General features: G+C 62.7%; 20 protein-coding genes and 3 tRNA genes. 7 read left to right on the forward strand and 16 right to left on the reverse strand.

Annotation, left to right across the window (positions count from 1 at the left end):
* Nucleotides 1–15: 15 nt before the first annotated feature.
* The gene (locus CDE01S_RS03590; RefSeq protein WP_066703820.1) at nucleotides 16–1398 is read right to left on the reverse strand and encodes a phosphomannomutase/phosphoglucomutase; all 1383 of its coding nucleotides are present in this window, start codon (nucleotides 1396–1398) and stop codon (nucleotides 16–18) included.
* A gap of 201 nt (nucleotides 1399–1599) precedes the next feature.
* Between CDE01S_RS03590 and CDE01S_RS03595 the strand changes: the two genes are divergently transcribed.
* The 4 genes from CDE01S_RS03595 (at nucleotide 1600) to CDE01S_RS03605 (ending at nucleotide 3199) form a co-directional block, all read left to right on the forward strand.
* The gene (locus CDE01S_RS03595) at nucleotides 1600–2103 is read left to right on the forward strand and encodes a methylated-DNA--[protein]-cysteine S-methyltransferase (protein WP_066703823.1); all 504 of its coding nucleotides are present in this window, start codon (nucleotides 1600–1602) and stop codon (nucleotides 2101–2103) included.
* Nucleotides 2100–2261 carry a hypothetical protein gene (locus CDE01S_RS18655; protein ID WP_169802235.1) on the forward strand — a complete coding sequence of 54 codons (162 nt, stop codon included), beginning with the start codon at nucleotides 2100–2102 and terminating at the stop codon, nucleotides 2259–2261. The genes CDE01S_RS03595 and CDE01S_RS18655 overlap by 4 nt, the downstream gene beginning before the upstream one ends.
* A 71-nt stretch (nucleotides 2262–2332) precedes the next feature.
* Nucleotides 2333–2809, forward strand: a complete 477-nt coding sequence (bfr, locus tag CDE01S_RS03600) for a bacterioferritin (protein WP_066703826.1) — start codon at nucleotides 2333–2335, stop codon at nucleotides 2807–2809.
* A gap of 147 nt (nucleotides 2810–2956) precedes the next feature.
* Complete coding sequence (locus tag CDE01S_RS03605) at nucleotides 2957–3199, forward strand: (2Fe-2S)-binding protein (RefSeq protein WP_066703829.1); 243 nt, start codon at nucleotides 2957–2959, stop codon at nucleotides 3197–3199.
* 76 nt (nucleotides 3200–3275) lie between these two features.
* Here CDE01S_RS03605 and CDE01S_RS03610 read toward each other — a convergent pair whose 3' ends face one another.
* The 14 genes from CDE01S_RS03610 to folC all read right to left on the reverse strand — a co-directional run bounded on the left by CDE01S_RS03610 (nucleotide 3276) and on the right by folC (nucleotide 14980).
* Nucleotides 3276–3854: an outer membrane protein gene (locus CDE01S_RS03610; protein WP_066703832.1), complete on the reverse strand. Its 579-nt coding sequence runs from the start codon at nucleotides 3852–3854 to the stop codon at nucleotides 3276–3278.
* Between the two features lie 413 nt (nucleotides 3855–4267).
* On the reverse strand, nucleotides 4268–5407 hold the full coding sequence (locus CDE01S_RS03615; protein WP_169802236.1) for a site-specific integrase: 1140 nt from the start codon (nucleotides 5405–5407) through the stop codon (nucleotides 4268–4270).
* Between the two features lie 33 nt (nucleotides 5408–5440).
* Nucleotides 5441–5809 carry a hypothetical protein gene (locus tag CDE01S_RS18420; protein ID WP_157077029.1) on the reverse strand — a complete coding sequence of 123 codons (369 nt, stop codon included), beginning with the start codon at nucleotides 5807–5809 and terminating at the stop codon, nucleotides 5441–5443.
* A gap of 182 nt (nucleotides 5810–5991) precedes the next feature.
* Nucleotides 5992–6282: a hypothetical protein gene (locus CDE01S_RS18425; RefSeq protein ID WP_157077030.1), complete on the reverse strand. Its 291-nt coding sequence runs from the start codon at nucleotides 6280–6282 to the stop codon at nucleotides 5992–5994.
* Nucleotides 6283–6322: 40 nt separating this feature from the next.
* Complete coding sequence (locus tag CDE01S_RS03620) at nucleotides 6323–7594, reverse strand: tyrosine-type recombinase/integrase (RefSeq protein ID WP_218016497.1); 1272 nt, start codon at nucleotides 7592–7594, stop codon at nucleotides 6323–6325.
* Between the two features lie 99 nt (nucleotides 7595–7693).
* Nucleotides 7694–7770 (reverse strand) — tRNA-Asp (locus CDE01S_RS03625).
* A 92-nt stretch (nucleotides 7771–7862) separates the two neighbouring features.
* Nucleotides 7863–7938, reverse strand: a tRNA-Glu gene (locus CDE01S_RS03630).
* A 33-nt stretch (nucleotides 7939–7971) separates the two neighbouring features.
* Nucleotides 7972–8047: transfer RNA gene (locus CDE01S_RS03635), tRNA-Ala, on the reverse strand.
* Nucleotides 8048–8124: 77 nt separating this feature from the next.
* Nucleotides 8125–9513 (reverse strand): glutamate--tRNA ligase, encoded by a 1389-nt coding sequence (gene gltX / locus CDE01S_RS03640; protein ID WP_066703839.1) that lies wholly within the window; start codon nucleotides 9511–9513, stop codon nucleotides 8125–8127.
* A gap of 75 nt (nucleotides 9514–9588) precedes the next feature.
* Complete coding sequence (locus tag CDE01S_RS03645; RefSeq protein ID WP_066703843.1) at nucleotides 9589–10803, reverse strand: O-succinylhomoserine sulfhydrylase; 1215 nt, start codon at nucleotides 10801–10803, stop codon at nucleotides 9589–9591.
* A 2-nt stretch (nucleotides 10804–10805) separates the two neighbouring features.
* Nucleotides 10806–12311: an amidophosphoribosyltransferase gene (gene purF / locus CDE01S_RS03650; protein WP_066703847.1), complete on the reverse strand. Its 1506-nt coding sequence runs from the start codon at nucleotides 12309–12311 to the stop codon at nucleotides 10806–10808.
* 53 nt (nucleotides 12312–12364) lie between these two features.
* Entirely contained in the window at nucleotides 12365–12850 is a 486-nt protein-coding gene (locus tag CDE01S_RS03655; RefSeq protein ID WP_066703850.1) for a CvpA family protein, read from the reverse strand.
* A gap of 24 nt (nucleotides 12851–12874) precedes the next feature.
* Nucleotides 12875–13666: an SPOR domain-containing protein gene (locus CDE01S_RS03660; RefSeq protein ID WP_066703853.1), complete on the reverse strand. Its 792-nt coding sequence runs from the start codon at nucleotides 13664–13666 to the stop codon at nucleotides 12875–12877.
* Between the two features lie 12 nt (nucleotides 13667–13678).
* The gene (gene folC, locus CDE01S_RS03665) at nucleotides 13679–14980 is read right to left on the reverse strand and encodes a bifunctional tetrahydrofolate synthase/dihydrofolate synthase (RefSeq protein WP_066703856.1); all 1302 of its coding nucleotides are present in this window, start codon (nucleotides 14978–14980) and stop codon (nucleotides 13679–13681) included.
* Nucleotides 14981–15140: 160 nt separating this feature from the next.
* Here folC and CDE01S_RS03670 point away from each other — a divergent pair, with 160 nt between their 5' ends.
* The 3 genes from CDE01S_RS03670 (at nucleotide 15141) to argG (ending at nucleotide 17274) form a co-directional block, all read left to right on the forward strand.
* Nucleotides 15141–15500 (forward strand): ArsC family reductase, encoded by a 360-nt coding sequence (locus CDE01S_RS03670; RefSeq protein WP_066703859.1) that lies wholly within the window; start codon nucleotides 15141–15143, stop codon nucleotides 15498–15500.
* 52 nt (nucleotides 15501–15552) lie between these two features.
* Complete coding sequence (gene ppnP, locus CDE01S_RS03675; RefSeq protein ID WP_066703862.1) at nucleotides 15553–15870, forward strand: pyrimidine/purine nucleoside phosphorylase; 318 nt, start codon at nucleotides 15553–15555, stop codon at nucleotides 15868–15870.
* Nucleotides 15871–15942: 72 nt separating this feature from the next.
* Nucleotides 15943–17274, forward strand: coding sequence for an argininosuccinate synthase (gene argG / locus CDE01S_RS03680; protein ID WP_066703864.1), 1332 nt, complete (start codon nucleotides 15943–15945; stop codon nucleotides 17272–17274).
* A 90-nt stretch (nucleotides 17275–17364) separates the two neighbouring features.
* On the opposite strand, the gene CDE01S_RS18070 is transcribed toward argG, so the two are convergent.
* Nucleotides 17365–17595: MazG-like family protein (locus tag CDE01S_RS18070; RefSeq protein ID WP_281179342.1), on the reverse strand; the 231-nt coding region annotated here is incomplete at its 5' end.

Raw genomic sequence — 17595 nt, forward strand, 5'->3', positions numbered from 1 at the left:
ACGTATTCGCCGTCTTCAGTGCGCTGCCTCGGCAAAGGAAGCATCGGGTTTGACCTGCCTCAGCAGCGCCAGCATCTCACCTTCGATGCGGTGCAGTGCCTCGGGCGTGTGACCCTCGAAGCGCAGCACCAGCACCGGCGTGGTGTTGGAGGCGCGGATCAGGCCAAAACCATCGGGCCAGTCGACACGCACGCCGTCAATCGTATTGACCTGGGCCGGCGCCGCGAAGGACGCCTTCTTCACCAATTCATCCACCAGCCGGTGCGGTTCGCCCTCGGCGCATTTCACATTCAGTTCGGGGGTGGAGAAACTCGTCGGCAGCGCATTGAGCACGGCGCTGGCGTCCTTGGCACGGCTCAGGATCTCCAGCAGACGGCAGGCGGCGTAGGTACCGTCGTCGAAACCGAACCAGCGTTCCTTGAAGAAGATGTGGCCGCTCATCTCGCCGCCCAGCGGCGAGTCGATCTCCTTCATCTTGGCCTTGATCAGCGAGTGGCCGGTCTTGAACATCAGGGCCTGGCCACCGGCCGCCTGAATGGCCGGCGCCAGACGCTGCGAGCATTTCACATCGAACACGATGGTGCCACCCGGCACACGCGTGAGCACGTCCTGCGCGAACAGCATCATCTGCCGGTCGGGGAAGATGTTCTGGCCGTCCTTGGTCACGATGCCTAGGCGGTCGCCATCACCGTCGAAGGCCAGGCCAAGTTCGGCGTCGCTGCTCTTGAGCGCCGCCATCACGTCGCGCAGGTTCTCGGGTTTGCTCGGGTCGGGATGGTGGTTCGGGAAGGTGCCATCCACTTCGCTGTGCAGTTCGGTCACCTCGCAGCCGAGCGCACGCAGGATGGCCGGGGCCGAGGCACCGGCCACGCCGTTGCCGGAATCGACCACGATTTTCATCGGACGCGCCAGCTTGATGTCACCGACGATGCGGTCGCGGTACGGGGCGTACACATTCAGGTGCTGCACTGTGCCTGCGGTATTCAGGTCCCAGGACTCGGCCTCCATCGTTCGGCGCAGCGCCTGGATCTCTTCGCCGTAGATGGCACGGCCGGCCAGCACCATCTTGAAGCCGTTGTAGTCAGCCGGGTTGTGGCTGCCGGTGACCTGGATGCCGCTGCTGCACACCGTGCTGGCGGCAAAGTAGAGCATGGGCGTGGTGACCATGCCAACGTCGATCACGTTGATGCCAGTTTCTGTGAGGCCACGGATCAGCGCCGCGCTCAGGGCCGGGCCGCTCAGGCGGCCATCGCGCCCTACCGCCACCGTGGTTTCGCCGGCCTGGCGCGCGGCCATGCCGAAAGCGCGGCCCAGGGCTTCGGCCACGGCCTCGTTCAGCGTGGCGGGCACGATGCCGCGGATGTCATAGGCTTTGAAAATCGATGCAGCAACTTGCATGGGAATGGGTTCACTCAGGGTTTCTTGTGCTGCGCCGATTGTAGGCGGCGGCCACTGCGAACCCTGCCTGCCGAGTGCCCCGCCCGGCGGGTGGCGCGCGTATCATGCGGGCACCATGTCCGGCCGCGTCGCGCACTCCCAGCCGCTATCAAAACAATAGCTGCCGGCGCCAAAAGGACGAGGGTTGAGGATTGAATCGGCATGAAATTCAGCACCCACCTGCAAACCACCGTGTTCGACAGCCCACTGGGGCCGATCACGCTGGCGGCCAGCGCGCAGGGCCTGGCCGGCGCCTGGTTCGAGGGCGACCTGCACCGGCCCGACACCTCCGTCTGGCCGGCCGCGCCCGCCCACCCGCTGCTGCTGCAGGCACAGCAGCAATTGCAGGCCTACTTTGCCGGCCAGCGCCGCCGCTTCAACCTGCCGCTGGACCTGAGCTTCGGCACGGCCTTCCAGCAGGCTGTCTGGCGCGCCCTGCTGGCGCTGCCGTTTGGCAGCCACACCAGCTACGGTGCGCTGAGTGCCCAGTTGGGCAACCCCAAGGCCGTGCGTGCTGTGGGCGCGGCGGTGGGCCGCAACCCGCTGATCATCGTCGTGCCCTGCCACCGCGTGCTGGGTGCCGACGGTTCGCTCACCGGCTTTGCCGCCGGATTGCCACGCAAGCAGGCACTGCTGCAACTCGAACAGATCACCTTCCGCCCATGAACTCCAGCCGCAAGACCAAACGCCGCAACAAGCTGCACAAGCCACGCAACCCGCTGGTGGCGCCCGTCATGCAGCGCCAGGCCGGCGCGCACCGCAAATCGGGCAAAGCCCTGCGCCGGGCCGAGAAGATGGCACTGCGCAAGAACGAGGAGACCTGAGCACGCGACTTGCTGGCGTGCCGTCCTGCAGTGACAATCAGCCTCATACCGTCAACACGAAAGGACCCACCATGAAAGGCGACGCCAAAGCCATTGCTTTCCTGCAGGCCCAGCTCAAGAACGAGCTGACCGCCATCAACCAGTACTTCGTGCACTACCGCATGCTCAAGCACTGGGGCCTGGACAAGCTGGCGAAGAAGGAATACGAAGAGTCCATCGGCGAGATGAAGCATGCCGACCTGCTGATGGACCGCATCTTCATGCTTGACGGCCTGCCCAATCTGCAGGATCTGGGAAAGCTCGGCATCGGCGAGGACGTGCCCGAGATCCTGCGTTGCGACCTGGCGCTGGAACAAGGCGCACAAGCCACCGTCAAGGACGGCATGGCCTACTGCGAAAGCGTGCGCGACTACGTCTCGCGCGACCTGCTGCAGAAGATCCTGGACGACACGGAGGAGCACATCGACTTCCTGGAAACCCAGATCGAGCTGATCGAGAAGGTCGGACTGCCAAACTACCTGCAAAGCCAGATGGGTGAAGTGAGCTGACGCTTACACCCAGGCATCCGGACAGCAAACTGCCGGCCGGATGCCTTTTCGTGCCGGCATTTCCCCCTGCTGCATCATGGTCAAACGCAAATAGAAGTAATTCGCATTTATACTCGCCGCATCAACAGTATTGCCAGGTGAGTCAACATGATTGTTTGCGTCTGCAAGCGCGTCAGTGACCGGGACATTGCCCGCCATGCATCGGCCGGCATGGACTTCGATGACATCCAGTTTGAACTGGGCATCGCCACACAGTGCGGCCGCTGCGAAGATTGCGCGCGCGATGTGGTGGAGAGGCACCGCACAGCCGCAGCCCACCACGCGCATCCCCAACCGGCCCTGCCGCTGCCCAGCTACCGCGCCATCCCCATCATGCTGGCCGCCGCCTGAACCCTGCACAGCAGACCAGGAGCCCCAGCAAAAAAGCCACCGCTCGCGGTGGCTTTTTTGTGGGCGTCTTGCCGGCTCAGAACTTGTAGCCAATGCCCAGGGAGAAGATCTCCCCCTTGAAACCGGCAACCGTGCCATTGCTGAACGTCTTGTCGGTGAACTTGATCGAGTCATAGCCGGCCTGCCAGAAAAGGTTCTGGTCGATCATGGCCCGGAAGCCCAAGCCATAACCCCAGCCTTGCAGCGAGGCCGTGCTGGTCCCATCGTTGGAGGCGCCATTGGCGGAGATGGACGAGACCTTGGCAAAAATCAGAACCTTGTTGTTGACGGCAACGGCCGGAATGATATCGAGTGAATAACGGTCTTTGGTGTACGCATCGTTCCCGTTGGCATAAAGCCCTGCCTTGCGGTTGGTGGTGTTGGCCGTGGCTCCCACCCCCAGCAGGAAATTGCTGCCTAGCGCCCAGTTGTACTGGGCTTGCACGGCCAGACCGGTGCTGTTGCCGCTGTCAGACCGACCACCCGAATCCACGGTGGAGCGATCGAACTCCGCGTTGGCACCCAGACTGAAACCTTCGAAGTTCTTGGCTTGCGCCAGCGCCTGTGTTGAGGAAAGCGCTGCCACCACTGCCGTCAATGCAAAGAGTTTTTTCATAAAGCCTCCAGCAAGTTGAACTGGAAATACTAGTCATTCGCTGCCGGATTTCAATACGCCTCCCCATCATCCGGGGCACTGGCAGGTAAATCCTGTAACGGTGATCAAGCCGATCCCCATCAGCCACAGCGCACATGGGTCTGAGGTCTGTAGCTGGGAGCGAAGGGAAAAAGGAAGTGCCGTGATTGCCGGGCGCGAGTGACAATCAGACAAGAAAGAAACAGAAACGAAATACGGGGCACAAGGCCCCGTATTTGCTAGCGTTTTGGCGGAGTGGACGGGACGGCCCGGAGCACTCCTAAGTGGTTGATTTTGCTGGACGCGGCAGCAAAACACGATGAAAAACCGATACGGCGAATGCTACCACCACAGGCTTTCCAAGGAGGGCCGAAGGCCCGGGCCGCTCCCGCGCCTCACATCCGAGGCCCGCGCGGCCTCGGGGCGGCGCTCGCCGGTGGCGGCGCCGCGATCGCTGACAGGGAAACCTTCTCTTTCACATGCAGGGGCGGGCCGGTGCGAGCCGTGGCTCCTCTGATCTTGGCCCCGATGATGTTCACGCCGATGGACTCGACGGGCGAAATCCCGCCTTTCCCTCTCGTGCGTCTCGCGTAGTGCCGCTGGGTTTCGGTGGTCTGGTGGCCGAGCGCGAGCGCCACGGCCACCGCATCGCCGGGGTTGGACGCCTTCACCTGCGCGGAATACCTCTGACGCAGCGCATAAGAAGAGATCGGCACGCCCGCCCGCTTCGCGATGTCGCGAAAGTTTTGCGTGAGCCTCTGCCCGACGCTCTGATTTTCAGTCTTGCTCACCTGGACAACGTGGCCACCCTTTTTCGCCGCGGCCTTAGCAAGCTCCATCCAGCGACGCTGGACGGGCTTAGCGGCTTTCGCGGGAAACGGAACGTCCACTCGGCGCAGGTCGAGGCCCTTCAATCTGCCGTCCGCTTTGACCGATTCAATGAAGAAGCTCAGCGTGGGCACGCCGTTCTTTTTGATCGCCTCGATCCGCACGCCCTTGCCCAGCTCTTCGCCCCGCACGCCCGCGAACTCCATCGCCAAAAAAGCCTCACGGAAGGACGATTTCGCCGCCGTGGCGAAGAATTTTTCAAGCTGGGCGTCGGTGGCCGCCCTCTGCTTGTGGCTCTTCTCCTGCCGGCGCTCTTTGTCGTGCGGCTTGTCCCACGGCAGCGCCTTGAAGGCGTCGATGCGGTCCATCAGCTCCCGCACCTTTTCCAGCGAGGCGGCCCATTGCAGCTCACGCATGACGAAAAGCTCCTCGCCCGTCATGCCGTTCTTTTTGATCTTGTCGGCTTCCTTGAGCGCTTTTTTCAGCTGCTTGCGCATCGTCCAAAGGCCCGCCGCGCGCATCGCGTAGCGGGTGCCTTTGGCCGCCGTGCTCTCCAAATCCCAGCCCGCAGCAAGCCTTCTCGCGTTCGCCTCGTAGGTCTTGCGAGTGCTCTCCGCCTGGTCGGCGGCGAGCAGCGATGCCTCGGCCTTCGCAGCCATGACGAGCCTTTCCAAGCCCGCCGTCGCGGACTTGGAAAGAGCTGTCATCGGCTGCTTCGCTGGCCTCGGCATCGCCCCTCCTCAGCTCCTACCGCTCGTCGGCTTGTTAGCCTTCCGCGCGGTTTTTCGCTTCGTCGGGCCTCCCTTGGCTTCGCCATCGCTCCGCGACCGGTCGGGCGCATTTCGTCCACCTCCGGTGTCCGCCTTTTGATCCCCTTCGGGTCTAAAAAGGTCAATGCGCGTATTTTGTGTAGTGGCTCCCGCCCCTTCCACAAAATACGGAAGCCCACCGCTCAAAACGGCCTCTGCCGCTCTGAGCGAAGCCGACCGCACGAACTCGGATCGGCTAAGGCCGACCGATTTCGCAACTTCCGACACCCGCTCCCAATCCGCTTCACGCCAGCGGATCGGCTTCATCCCGTTAAATTCCCTGCCCTGTGCTTCGCTCATTTTTCCTCCTTAGCGCGTAATGCCCATGGTCTATACATTCTCAAAAAATCAAGGGCAGCGCCAGATTTCACGGAAACATCGCAAACAAAAACGCCAGCATCAGCTGGCGTTTTTTGAAGTGAAAGCAGTCTCTTGACTTTAGAAACATATTTGAGATAACTGCTCCATGAATACCGAAAGACCTACTTGGGTGACGATGACGAAGGCTGAGGCGAGGCGATATTGGGCGGCAGTTGGCTTGGCATTTTTGGGCTTGGTGCTGCTTGCTCTTGAGCTGGCTTGGGAGTTTCACCGCTCTTGTTAGATAGGATGAAGATGCCATAGCAAATGAATCCGGCTCCGACCAGAAACAATATCCACCGAGTCCACCCAGTCGCCATTGCTCCAAGATAGATAAAAATCATCCCCACCAGCATAAGAGCGGCCACCTTAAACCAGCCAAGATACTGAGGGATTAGATCGAAGGCTTCCATGTTGTCTCCTGTGACGCCAATTCTGACATACAGCAAACGCTCACATGAACCCGATCAAGGCGAGCAATTTCTCCTGCGCTGGCCCGACCTTCTCCGCCAACTCCTCGACTGAGAACGGCTCGGCATAGACGCCCAGGTTCACGTGATCGACCTCGTGCCCGATGAACTGGCATCGGGCCTCGAACTCCACCTTCTCTCGCACCAAAAAATTGTTCAGGGTCTTGCGCAGCCCGTGAAACGTGAAGTCCTGCCCGGCCATGCCGATTCTCGCCAAGTGCTCATTGAGCAGCTTGCGCACCGGATCGGAAGCGCCCTTGCCATCGCCGCGAGCCGAGAAACCGAAGCCGCCATGCTCCTTCAGGTAGGCCTCCAGCTTCTCAAATAGAGATTGCGGCACCGGCACATTGCGGATGCCCGCTTGCGTCTTGTCCTTCCTAATCCGCAGGTAGCGCACACCGTCCACGGACACCTTCAAGTCCGCAGCCGTCAACGCAGCAAGAGCCGAAACCCGCACGCCCGTGACGAGACCTGCCACCGCCATCAAATGGAAATTCGGTTCCGTCTTTGCCAGCGCCTTGAACTCCTCGCAGCCAAAAATCCGCTTCACCTCGTCGAGCTGATAGAACTTATGGCCGTTGGCGTTCTTCTGCTTGCGGGTCAGCAGGTTGCGCTCGGCGGCGGGGTTCTCGCCCGAAAAATACTTCTGCTTCTTGGCGAAGTTCATCAAGGCCCGCAGCGTGCCCACCTTTTTGTCAATGGTTCGCTCGGTGTTGCCCCGCTCGGCCAGCCACTCCATATAGCCGGTCACATGGTCGCCCACCTTGGACAGCGCTGGGTTTTTCGCGAAGTCTGAAAACTGCTTCACGGTCGCCTTGTAATCGGTGACCGTGCCCTCGCTGGTCTTGGGCTTCAAGGCGAGGAATTTTTCGAGCAGCCCTTCAATGGTCAACTCGGCTTTCGCCTCGGCCACCGGCTCAGCAGGAAGAGGCTCCACCCGAGGGACCGGCGCCAGCTTCGCCATCGCCTTGATCGCTTGCATCATGCGGGCGTGATCGTCGGGGCCATCGGCTTTCAGGATGCCTTGGCGCAGGTCCACCTCATAACGCCTCAGGGCCTCGGCCCCGAATGAAAAATCCGTGATTTTGGGGCCGCCCCTACCTATCATGTGCACCGCTTTCAGTAGTTCGAGAGCGCGCAGTTTAGCAACGAGGGGATCGGCCGTTTTCAGAGATCGCTTGAACTGGTGGCCGTTGATGCGGGTGTGCAGCACGAAAGTGCGACCGAGGAAATAGATGGGCAAGGAGAGGGACACAGCTTTGCTACCAAAACTGCTACCACGCCCTCAAAATCACTCAGATCCACGAATGAAAAAACCGATGCAAATCAAAGACTTGCATCGGTTCCCATTTGTTGGCGGAGTGGACGGGACTCGAACCCGCGACCCCCGGCGTGACAGGCCGGTATTCTAACCAACTGAACTACCACTCCTGGTAGCGGTAACGTTCGCTCTTTCGAGCCAAGTCGCCGGCTCTTGCGAGCGGGCTGTTACCGACTTGTGCCGTCTCATCTGACGATGAATTTGGCGACCCTACGGGGATTCGAACCCCGGTACTCACCGTGAAAGGGTGATGTCCTAGGCCTCTAGACGATAGGGTCAAAACCTGTGGACTGTTCCAGTCGATACTTTGGTGGTGGAGGTAAACGGGATCGAACCGATGACCTCTTGCATGCCATGCAAGCGCTCTCCCAGCTGAGCTATACCCCCTCACTCACGTCGTTGCAGTTTTGTTTTCACAAAAAAGCAATTTCGTTTGTATCGAGCCTTGAATTATAGACTGAAATTCAGGCCATCTGCAAGCGACTCAAAACTTTTTCGCGTGTCAGCAGTTCGAGCACCGCATCGAGCGACGGCGTCTGCGGTGTGCCCAGCACCAGCACGCGCACCGGCATGGCCAGTTGCGGCATCTTCAGGCCGCAGGCGCCCAGCACCTCCTTGATGGCGGCAGCGATCGAGGCCTTGTCCCACGCGCAGGCGCTCAACTTCTCGACCAGCTGCGCCAGCGCCGGCTTGATGGCGTCGGTCACATGCTGCGCCAGCTCTTCGGCCTTCGGCGTCACGTCGGCATAAAAGGCCTGAGCCCAGTCGGCCAGTGCCACCGTGGTGTCGCAGCGGTCCTTGAACAGGCCACAGATGCGCGGCAGACGCTCGTCTGCGGTGATGCCGCGCTTTTGCAGCTGCACGGCCACCAAGGGTGCCAAGGCATCATCGGCCATGGCCTTGAGGTGCTGGGCATTGACCCAGCGCAGCTTGGCCTCGTCGAACTGCGCGGCGCTGCGGCCCAGGTGGTCAAGGTCGAACCACTGCAGGAACTGCGCGCGCGTGAAGATCTCGTCGTCGCCATGGCTCCAGCCCAGGCGCGCCAGGTAGTTGACCATGGCATCGGGCAGGTAGCCTTCGTCGCGGTACTGCGTCACGGCCTTGGCGCCGTTGCGCTTGCTCATCTTCTCGCCCTGCTCGTTCAGCACGGTGGGCAGGTGGGCGTAGACCGGCGGCTCCTTGCCCAGCGCCTTGAAGATGTTGATCTGGCGCGGCGTGTTGTTGATGTGGTCGTCACCGCGAATCACATGGGTCATGGCCATGTCGATGTCGTCCACCACCACGCAGAAGTTGTAGGTGGGCGTGCCGTCGGGGCGCGCAATCACCAGGTCATCCAACTCGTCGTTGCTGATCTCGATGCGGCCCTTGACCTTGTCGTCCCATGCCACCACACCGCCCTGCGGGTTCTTGAAGCGCAGCACCGGCTTCACGCCCTCGGGAATGGGCGGCAGGGTCTTGCCCGGTTCGGGGCGCCAGGTGCCGTCGTAGCGCGGTTTCTGCTTGGCGGCCATCTGGCGCTCGCGCAGCGCGTCAAGTTCCTCCATGCTCATGTAGCAGGGATAGACGTGGCCGGCAGCCTGCAGCTCGGCTAGCACGACCTTGTAGCGGTCCATGCGCTGCATCTGGTAGAACGGGCCTTCGTCGTAGTCCAGGCCGAGCCAGGACATGCCTTCGATGATCACATCCACCGCAGCCTGCGAGGAACGGTCGAGGTCGGTGTCTTCAATGCGCAGGATGAAGTCGCCACCGTTGGCACGCGCAAAAGCCCATGGGTAGAGCGCCGAGCGGATGTTGCCCAGATGGATGAAACCCGTCGGGGACGGTGCGAAACGGGTACGGATACGTTGTGTCATAAGCAACTCAATAAGCACCGTTGCGGCTGAGTCTGCTGGCAGATTCCGACAGACTCAGCCCGAACGGGTAATGATTCAAACCAAAGTCGTCAGACCGCGCGTCATGTCGGCTTGCACGTCTTGCGGGTGCTCCAGCCCCACGGCCACGCGGATCAGGCCCTGGCCGATGCCGGCCGCCTGGCGCTGCGCTTCGGACAGCTTGCCGTGCGAGGTGCTGGCCGGGTGGGTCAGCAAGGTCTTGGTGTCGCCCAGGTTGGTGCAGATCGACAGGGTCTGCAAGGCGTCCAGCACATGGAAGGCGCGCGCGCGTGCCTGCTCGGGGCTGTCGGCCTTCACGTCGAAAGACACCACCGCGCCACCCAGACCCGACATCTGCTTCATGGCCAGCGCATGCTGCGGGTGGCTCTGCAACCCCGGGTAGTAGACACGGGCCACGGCCGGATGGGCCTCCAGCCAATGCGCCAACTCCAGCGCCAGCGCGCTCTGGGCGCGCATACGCAAGTCCAGCGTCTCCAGCCCCTTGAGCACGACCCAGGCGTTGAAGGGCGACAGCACCATGCCGCTGTTCTTCTGCACCGGCAGGAACTTCTCGTTCACCATTTTTTCACTGGCGCACAGGGCGCCGGCCATGACGCGGCCCTGGCCGTCAAGGTACTTGGTGCCCGAATGCATCACGATGTCGGCACCCAAGCGCATGGGGCGCTGCAGTGCCGGCGTGGCAAAGCAGTTGTCGACCGCCAGCAGCGCGCCGGCGTTGTGCGCCAGCTCGGCCAAGGCAGCGATGTCGCACACCTCGGTCAGCGGGTTGGTCGGCGTCTCGGCAAACAGCAGGCGCGTGGTGGGGCGGATGGCATTTTTCCAGGCAGCCAGATCGGTCTGCGGCACGACCGTGGACTCGACGCCAAAACGCGCGAACTCGCTGCCGATCAGCTTGATGGTGGAGCCGAACATGGACTGCGAGAACACCACATGGTCGCCGGCCTTCAGCAGGCTGAAGCACATCAGCATGATGGCGGCCATGCCAGAGGACGTTGCCATGCAGGCCTCGCTGCCTTCCAGGGCGGCCAGGCGCTGCTCCATGCTGCGCACCGTCGGGTTGCCCGAGCGGCCGTAGGTGTCACCCTCCTCCTCGCCGGCAAAACGGCGCGCCTGCGACTCGGCGCTGGACTGCACGTAACCGCTGGTCAGGAACAGGGCCTCGGAGTTTTCACCGTACTGGCTGCGCTCAACCGCGGCGCGCACGGCCAGCGTCTGCAAGTGCAGGCCTTCGTGCAAGGGACGCTGGCTCATGCTCACTCCCCTTGATGGTTGGGCAAGGCCAGGCGCGAAGTGTCGGCGTCGTCCTCACTGCCCTTGACGCGGTTGGAATTCAGGCGCTCGATGTCGTCGGCATGGATGTCGCCGGTCACATAAACACCGTCAAAGCAGGAGGCATCAAAACCGTTGAGCTTGTCGCTCAGCGAACCGATGGCCTGCTTCATGGCGTCAACGTCCTGGTAAATCAGCGCGTCGCAGCCGATGATCTGGCGCACTTCTTCCACCGTGCGGCCATGGGCCACCAGTTCCTCGACGGTGGGCATGTCAATGCCATAGACATTGGGAAAACGCACCGGCGGCGCAGCGCTGGCCATGTAGACCTTGTTGGCACCGGCTTCGCGCGCCATCTGCACGATCTCGCGGCTGGTGGTGCCGCGCACGATGGAGTCGTCCACCAGCAGCACGTTGCGGCCCTTGAACTCGCTGCCGATCACGTTGAGCTTCTGGCGCACGCTCTTCTTGCGCACCGCCTGGCCCGGCATGATGAAGGTGCGGCCGACGTAACGGTTCTTCACGAAACCTTCGCGGTAGGGCAGGCCCAGCAGCTGCGCCAGCTGCATGGCGCTGGGGCGGCTCGATTCGGGGATCGGGATCACCACATCAATCTCGTCCGGCGGCACGGTGGAGACCACGCGCTTGGCCAGGGTCTCGCCCAGGTTCAGACGCGCCTGGTAGACCGAAATGCCGTCCATCACCGAGTCGGGGCGGGCCAGGTAGACGAATTCGAAGATGCAGGGGTTCAGGCGCGGCGTCTCGGCGCACTGCTGGGCCTGCACGTTGCCCTGCAGGTCGACGAACATCGCCTCGCCGGGCTGGATGTCGCGCTCGAACACATGGCCGGTGCCTTCCAGCACCACCGATTCGCTGGCCAGCATCACGGTGCCGTCCGGGCTGCGGCCCATGCACAGCGGGCGGATGCCATAGGGGTCGCGGAAGGCCAGCACGCCATGGCCGGCAATCAGGGCGATCACGGCATAGGAGCCACGGATGCGCTTGTGCACCTGGCGCACGGCGGCGAACACGTCGCTCACCTGCAGCGCCTTGCCGCGCGTGGCCTTGTCCAACTCGTCGGCCAACACATTGAGCAGCACCTCGGAGTCGCTCTCGGTGTTGATGTGGCGGTGGTCGGTGTTGAACAGCTCGGCCTTCAGCGCGTGCGCGTTGGTCAGGTTGCCGTTGTGCACCAGCACGATGCCGAACGGGGCGTTCACGTAGAACGGTTGCGCCTCTTCCTCGCTGAAGGCATTGCCGGCAGTCGGGTAGCGCGCCTGGCCCAGGCCGCAGTTGCCCGGCAGCGAGCGCATGTTGCGGGTGCGGAATACATCCTTCACCATGCCCTTGGCCTTGTGCATGAAGAACTTGCGATCCAGCTGGGTCACGATACCGGCCGCGTCCTGGCCACGGTGCTGCAGCAGCAGCAGCGAGTCATAGATCAGCTGATTGACGGGTGCGTTGCTGACAACGCCGACGATTCCACACATAGTTCCATCCAGTTCAGGGCCACCTCAGCCTTGCGGCCGGCCGCCCCGTTGCTTCACGGGAGATACTTCCCAAACTCTTCCGGCAACATCGGCTTGAGCCCCTTGAGGGCCGTTGTCGATGCCGTTGCCCCGGTGGACTCCTGCCACCAGGCGCTGCTCTTGAAGGGCGTCATGTGCATCACCACCGTCGCCGCCAACAGCAAAATCACGCCGCGCACCAGGCCGAACACGGCCCCCAGCACCCGGTCCATGGGGCGCAGGCCCACGGACTCCACCAGCTTCTTCATCAGCCAGGCCACCAGGCCGCTGAGGAATACCGTGGCAATGAACACCAGCACAAAACTCGCCGCATAACGGATCATCTCGGTGGCGCCGCTCATCGGCAGCCGCTGCGCCACATCCGGGGCGAACCACTGTGCCAGCACAAAGGCCACGATCCAGGCCAGCACCGACAGCACCTCATACACCAGCCCGCGCCAGGCGCCCAGCGCCAGCGAGGCCAGCAAGACCGCCACAAAAATCCAGTCCAGCGCCGGCATGCCCAGGCTTTGCTCTCGTCGTCTTTACAAGGTGAGGATGGCGGCCGGAAGATCAAGCTTCTTGATCTTGTCCGCCGCCTTGTCGGCCTCGGCCTTGCTGGCAAACGGGCCCACCCGCACGCGGATGCGGCGTCCTTCCTTGGTGTCCACCACATGGGTATAGGTTTTCATGCCGGCGCGCTCCACCTTCAGGCGCACCTCGCGCGCCTTGGTCACGTCGGCAAAAGCGCCCACCTGCACGATGTAGCGGTCATCCGCTGCGGCCGCCGTCTTGGCGGGCTCGGCCTTGGCCTGCTCCTTGGGCGCTTCCTTGCCTTCAAGCAGGGCCTGGGCCTTGGCGCCGCTGTCGGCGGGGGCTTTGTCGGCGGCCTTTTCAGGGACTTTTTCGGGCGCTTTGGCGACCGGTTTCTCAGCGGGTTTTTCAGCCGGTTTGTCGGCCACTTTCTCGGCCGGTTTGGCCTCGACTTTGGGTTCGGCCTTGGGCTCGGGTTTCGGCTCTGCTTTCACTTCGGGCTTGAGCGCTGCCACAGGCGCCACAGCGGGCGGGGCGGAAGCGGCCGGCTGCGCCTGCGGTGCGGGCGTGGCCACCAGCGGCTTGACCTTGGCCTTGTCGGGAATTTCGATCGGGATGTCCACGGCAATGGGGCGCGGCTGCTTGTCCACCAGCAGCGGGAAGCCGATCACGCCGGCCAGCACCAGCACCACGGCGCCGATCAGGCGATGCCTGGCGCGCTTGCGCATCACCTCGACGCTTTCGGGCTGCGGGGCAGTGGTCGTCTGCTCGTCGCCACCCTTGCGGAACTTGAAAAAAGCCATGTGAATTGGGACTTAAGGGTTCAGGTGCTTGGCTTGGAGGCGCGGCACGCCCTCCTGCAGGACGCCGCCGACCGTGAAGAACGATCCGAAGACCACAATTCTATCAGCGGGGTCTGCCGCGGCGATGGCCGCCTGCAGGGCCTGCATCGGGTCGGCAAAGGCCGCGCCCGTCACCTGCGGGCGCGGGTTCTGCCCCTGCCAGTAGGCCTGCAGGGCCGTGGCCGGTGCGGCGCGCGGCGTCGGCAGGTCGGTGAAGTACCAGCGGTCGATCAGCGGGGTGATGCGCGCCAGCATGGGCGCCAGGTCCTTGTCGGCCATGGCGCCGAACACCGCGTGGGTGGTCGGGTAATACCCCATGGCGTCCAGGTTGGCCGTGAGCGCGGCCACCGAATGCGGGTTGTGCGCCACGTCCAGCACCAGCGTGGGCTGGCCGGGGATGATCTGGAAACGCCCCGGCAGCTCGACAAAGGCCAGGCCGTTGCGCACCGCCTGCGCGGTGACCGGCAACTGCTCGCGCAGCGCGGTCAGCGCGGCCAGCACGCCGGAGGCATTGACCAACTGGTTGGCGCCGCGCAGCGCCGGGTAAGCCAGACCGCTGTAGCGCCGGCCACGGCCGGCCCAGCCCCACTGCTGCTTGTCGCCGGAGAAGTTGTAATCCACACCGAAGCGCCAGAGGTCGGCGCCGATCTCGGTGGCGTGGTCCAGCACGCTTTGCGGCGGCATCGGGTCGCTCACGATGGCGGGTTTGCCGGTGCGCATGATGCCGGCCTTCTCGCGCCCGATGCTCTCGCGGTCGTTGCCGAGAAATTCCATGTGGTCGAGGTCGATGCTGGTGATCACCGCGCAGTCGGTGTCGATGATGTTGACGGCATCCAGCCGCCCGCCCAACCCCACCTCCAGAATGGCCACATCCAGCTTGGCGCGCGCCATGCAGTCGAGGATGGCCAGGGTGGTGAACTCGAAGTAGGTCAGCGAGACTTCAGCACCGTTTTCGGTCCTGGCCCGCTCCACCCTTGCGAAAGCCACTATCAATTCCGTAGCATTCACCGCTTCACCCTGCAGCCGCAGCCGCTCCTCGAAGTGCACCAGATGGGGCGAGGTGTAGACCCCGGTGCGGTAGCCAGCCTGGCCCAGGATGGCCTCCAGCATGGCGCAGGTCGAGCCCTTGCCGTTGGTGCCGGCCACCGTGATGACCGGGCAGTCAAAGCGCAGTTCCATGCGCTCGGCCACGGCCCGGACCCGGTCCAGTCCCAGTTCGATGTTCTTGGGGTGCAGCTGCTCGCAGTGGACCAGCCAATCGTTCAAGGTTTTCATTGGATGCCCGTCTTCATACCGGACAATTGTCGTTCATCGCCAACACCCCCGTAGCGGCTGTTGCCGCTTTCCCCTCAAGGGAGCAACGCCAGTAACCCGGCAAAGCCGGTGCCACGGCGTTCCCCGCATAAGATCCCATCCATCTATAACCCGTACTGACATGACCCATTCCATCACCCTCTACGGCATCCCCAACTGCGACACGGTGAAAAAGGCGCGCGCCTGGCTGGCCGACCACGGTGTGGTGGTGCAGTTCCACGACTTCAAGAAACAGGGCGTGCCGGAGCAGCCGCTCGACCACTGGCTGGCCGCGGCCGGCTGGGAAAAGCTGCTGAACCGCCAAGGCACCACCTGGCGCAAGCTTGACGCCGCCACCCAGGCCGCTGTGACCGACGCCGCCAGCGCCCGCGCCCTGATGCTGGCCCAGCCCAGCGTCATCAAGCGCCCGGTGGTGGAATGGTCGGCCACAGACATGACGGTCGGTTTCGATGCTGCCGGCTGGCAGGCGAGGCTGAAATAAGCACCTGCCTTAAAATCACGGGTTCGCCCAAGCTACACAACCTAGACGCATCATGAGCACCCAACAATTCGACAACGTGTCCGTCGCCACCAAGGCCAATGTTTACTTCGACGGCAAGTGCGTGAGCCACAGCATCACCCTGGCCGACGGCACCAAAAAATCGGTCGGCGTGGTTCTGCCCGCCACCCTGACCTTCAACACCGGCGCCCCCGAGATCATGGAATGCGTGGCCGGCAGCTGCGAGTACAAGCTCAAGGGCACGGATGCCTGGGTCAAGTCCAGCGCCGGCGAGAAGTTCAACGTGCCCGGCAACTCCAGTTTTGACATTCGCGTCACCGAGCCCTACCACTACATCTGCCACTTCGGCTGATCCAGCGAGCCCAGGTAGCTCCTCTTTTCATAGCTGCTTGCGCAATATCGGCGCGGGCCAGAGGCCAAAAACATGTCCAACACCATCCTGCAAAACCTCCCCATCGGCCAAAAGGTCGGCATCGCCTTCTCAGGCGGGCTGGACACCAGCGCCGCCCTGCTGTGGATGAAGCTCAAGGGCGCCGAGCCCTACGCCTACACCGCCAACCTGGGCCAGCCCGACGAGCCCGACTACGACGCCATTCCGCGCAAGGCCATGGAATACGGCGCCAAGCTGGCCCGTCTGATCGACTGCCGCCGCCAGCTGGCGCACGAAGGCATTGCCGCGCTGCAAGCCGGTGCCTTCCACATCACCACCGCCGGCGCTACCTACTTCAACACCACGCCGCTGGGCCGTGCCGTCACCGGCACCATGCTGGTGGCCGCAATGAAGGAAGACGACGTCAACATCTGGGGTGACGGCTCCACCTTCAAGGGCAACGACATCGAGCGCTTCTACCGCTACGGCCTGCTGACCAACCCGTCGCTCAAGATCTACAAGCCCTGGCTCGACCAGCAGTTCATCGACGAACTGGGCGGCCGCGCCGAGATGAGCGCGTTCATGACGCAGCACGGCTTCGGCTACAAGATGAGCGCCGAGAAGGCCTACAGCACCGACTCCAACATGCTGGGCGCCACGCACGAGGCGAAAGACCTGGAGCACCTCAACAGCGGCATGAAGATCGTCAACCCCATCATGGGCGTGGCCTTCTGGAAGGACGACGTCGAGGTCAAGCGCGAAGAAGTCACCGTGCGCTTCGAGGAAGGCCAGCCGGTCGCCCTGAACGGCAAGAGCTTCAACGACCCGGTGGAACTGATCCTGGAAGCCAACCGCATCGGCGGCCGCCACGGCCTGGGCATGAGCGACCAGATCGAGAACCGCATCATCGAGGCCAAGAGCCGCGGCATCTACGAAGCCCCGGGCCTGGCGCTGCTGTACATCGCCTACGAGCGCCTGGTGACCGGCATCCACAACGAAGACACCATCGAGCAGTACCGCGACAACGGCCGCAAACTCGGCCGCCTGCTGTACCAAGGCCGCTGGTTCGACAGCCAGGCCATCATGCTGCGCGAAACCGCCCAGCGCTGGGTGGCGCGCGCCGTCACCGGCGAAGTGACGCTGGAACTGCGCCGCGGCAACGACTACTCCATCCTCAACACCGAGAGCCCCAACCTCACCTACGCGCCCGAGCGCCTGAGCATGGAGAAGGTGGAAGACGCGCCGTTCAGCCCGCTGGACCGCATCGGCCAATTGACCATGCGCAACCTGGACATTACCGACACGCGCGCCAAGCTGGGGATTTACTCCAATGCTGGCTTGTTGGAGCTGGGCAAGGGTGAGGACTTTTTGAAGCTGGGCAAATAAGCCAACTTCAACCCGAAATAAAAAGCCCGCCAGCGTCATGCTTGGCGGGCTTTTTTATGTCGTTAACACTACTGCACTCACAGATGCAGCCTAATACCTTTTGGGAGTGGAGTCTCCGGCAGGATACTTCTTTGCATTTTCAAGGAGCTTGTGATTGACCGCCTCATTGAGATCGATGTTAAGGACCGTCGAGAGACGCACAAGGTACAACAGAACATCAGCAATTTCGTTACGCACTGCACGCGCAGTTTTTTCATCTTGTCCAACGCGCCTTGATTGCTCTTCGGTCAGCCACTGAAAAATCTCAACTAGCTCTCTGGG

It is taken from the genome of Curvibacter delicatus NBRC 14919, from assembly GCF_001592265.1.
Taxonomy (GTDB): Bacteria; Pseudomonadota; Gammaproteobacteria; order Burkholderiales; family Burkholderiaceae_C; genus Hylemonella; species Hylemonella delicata.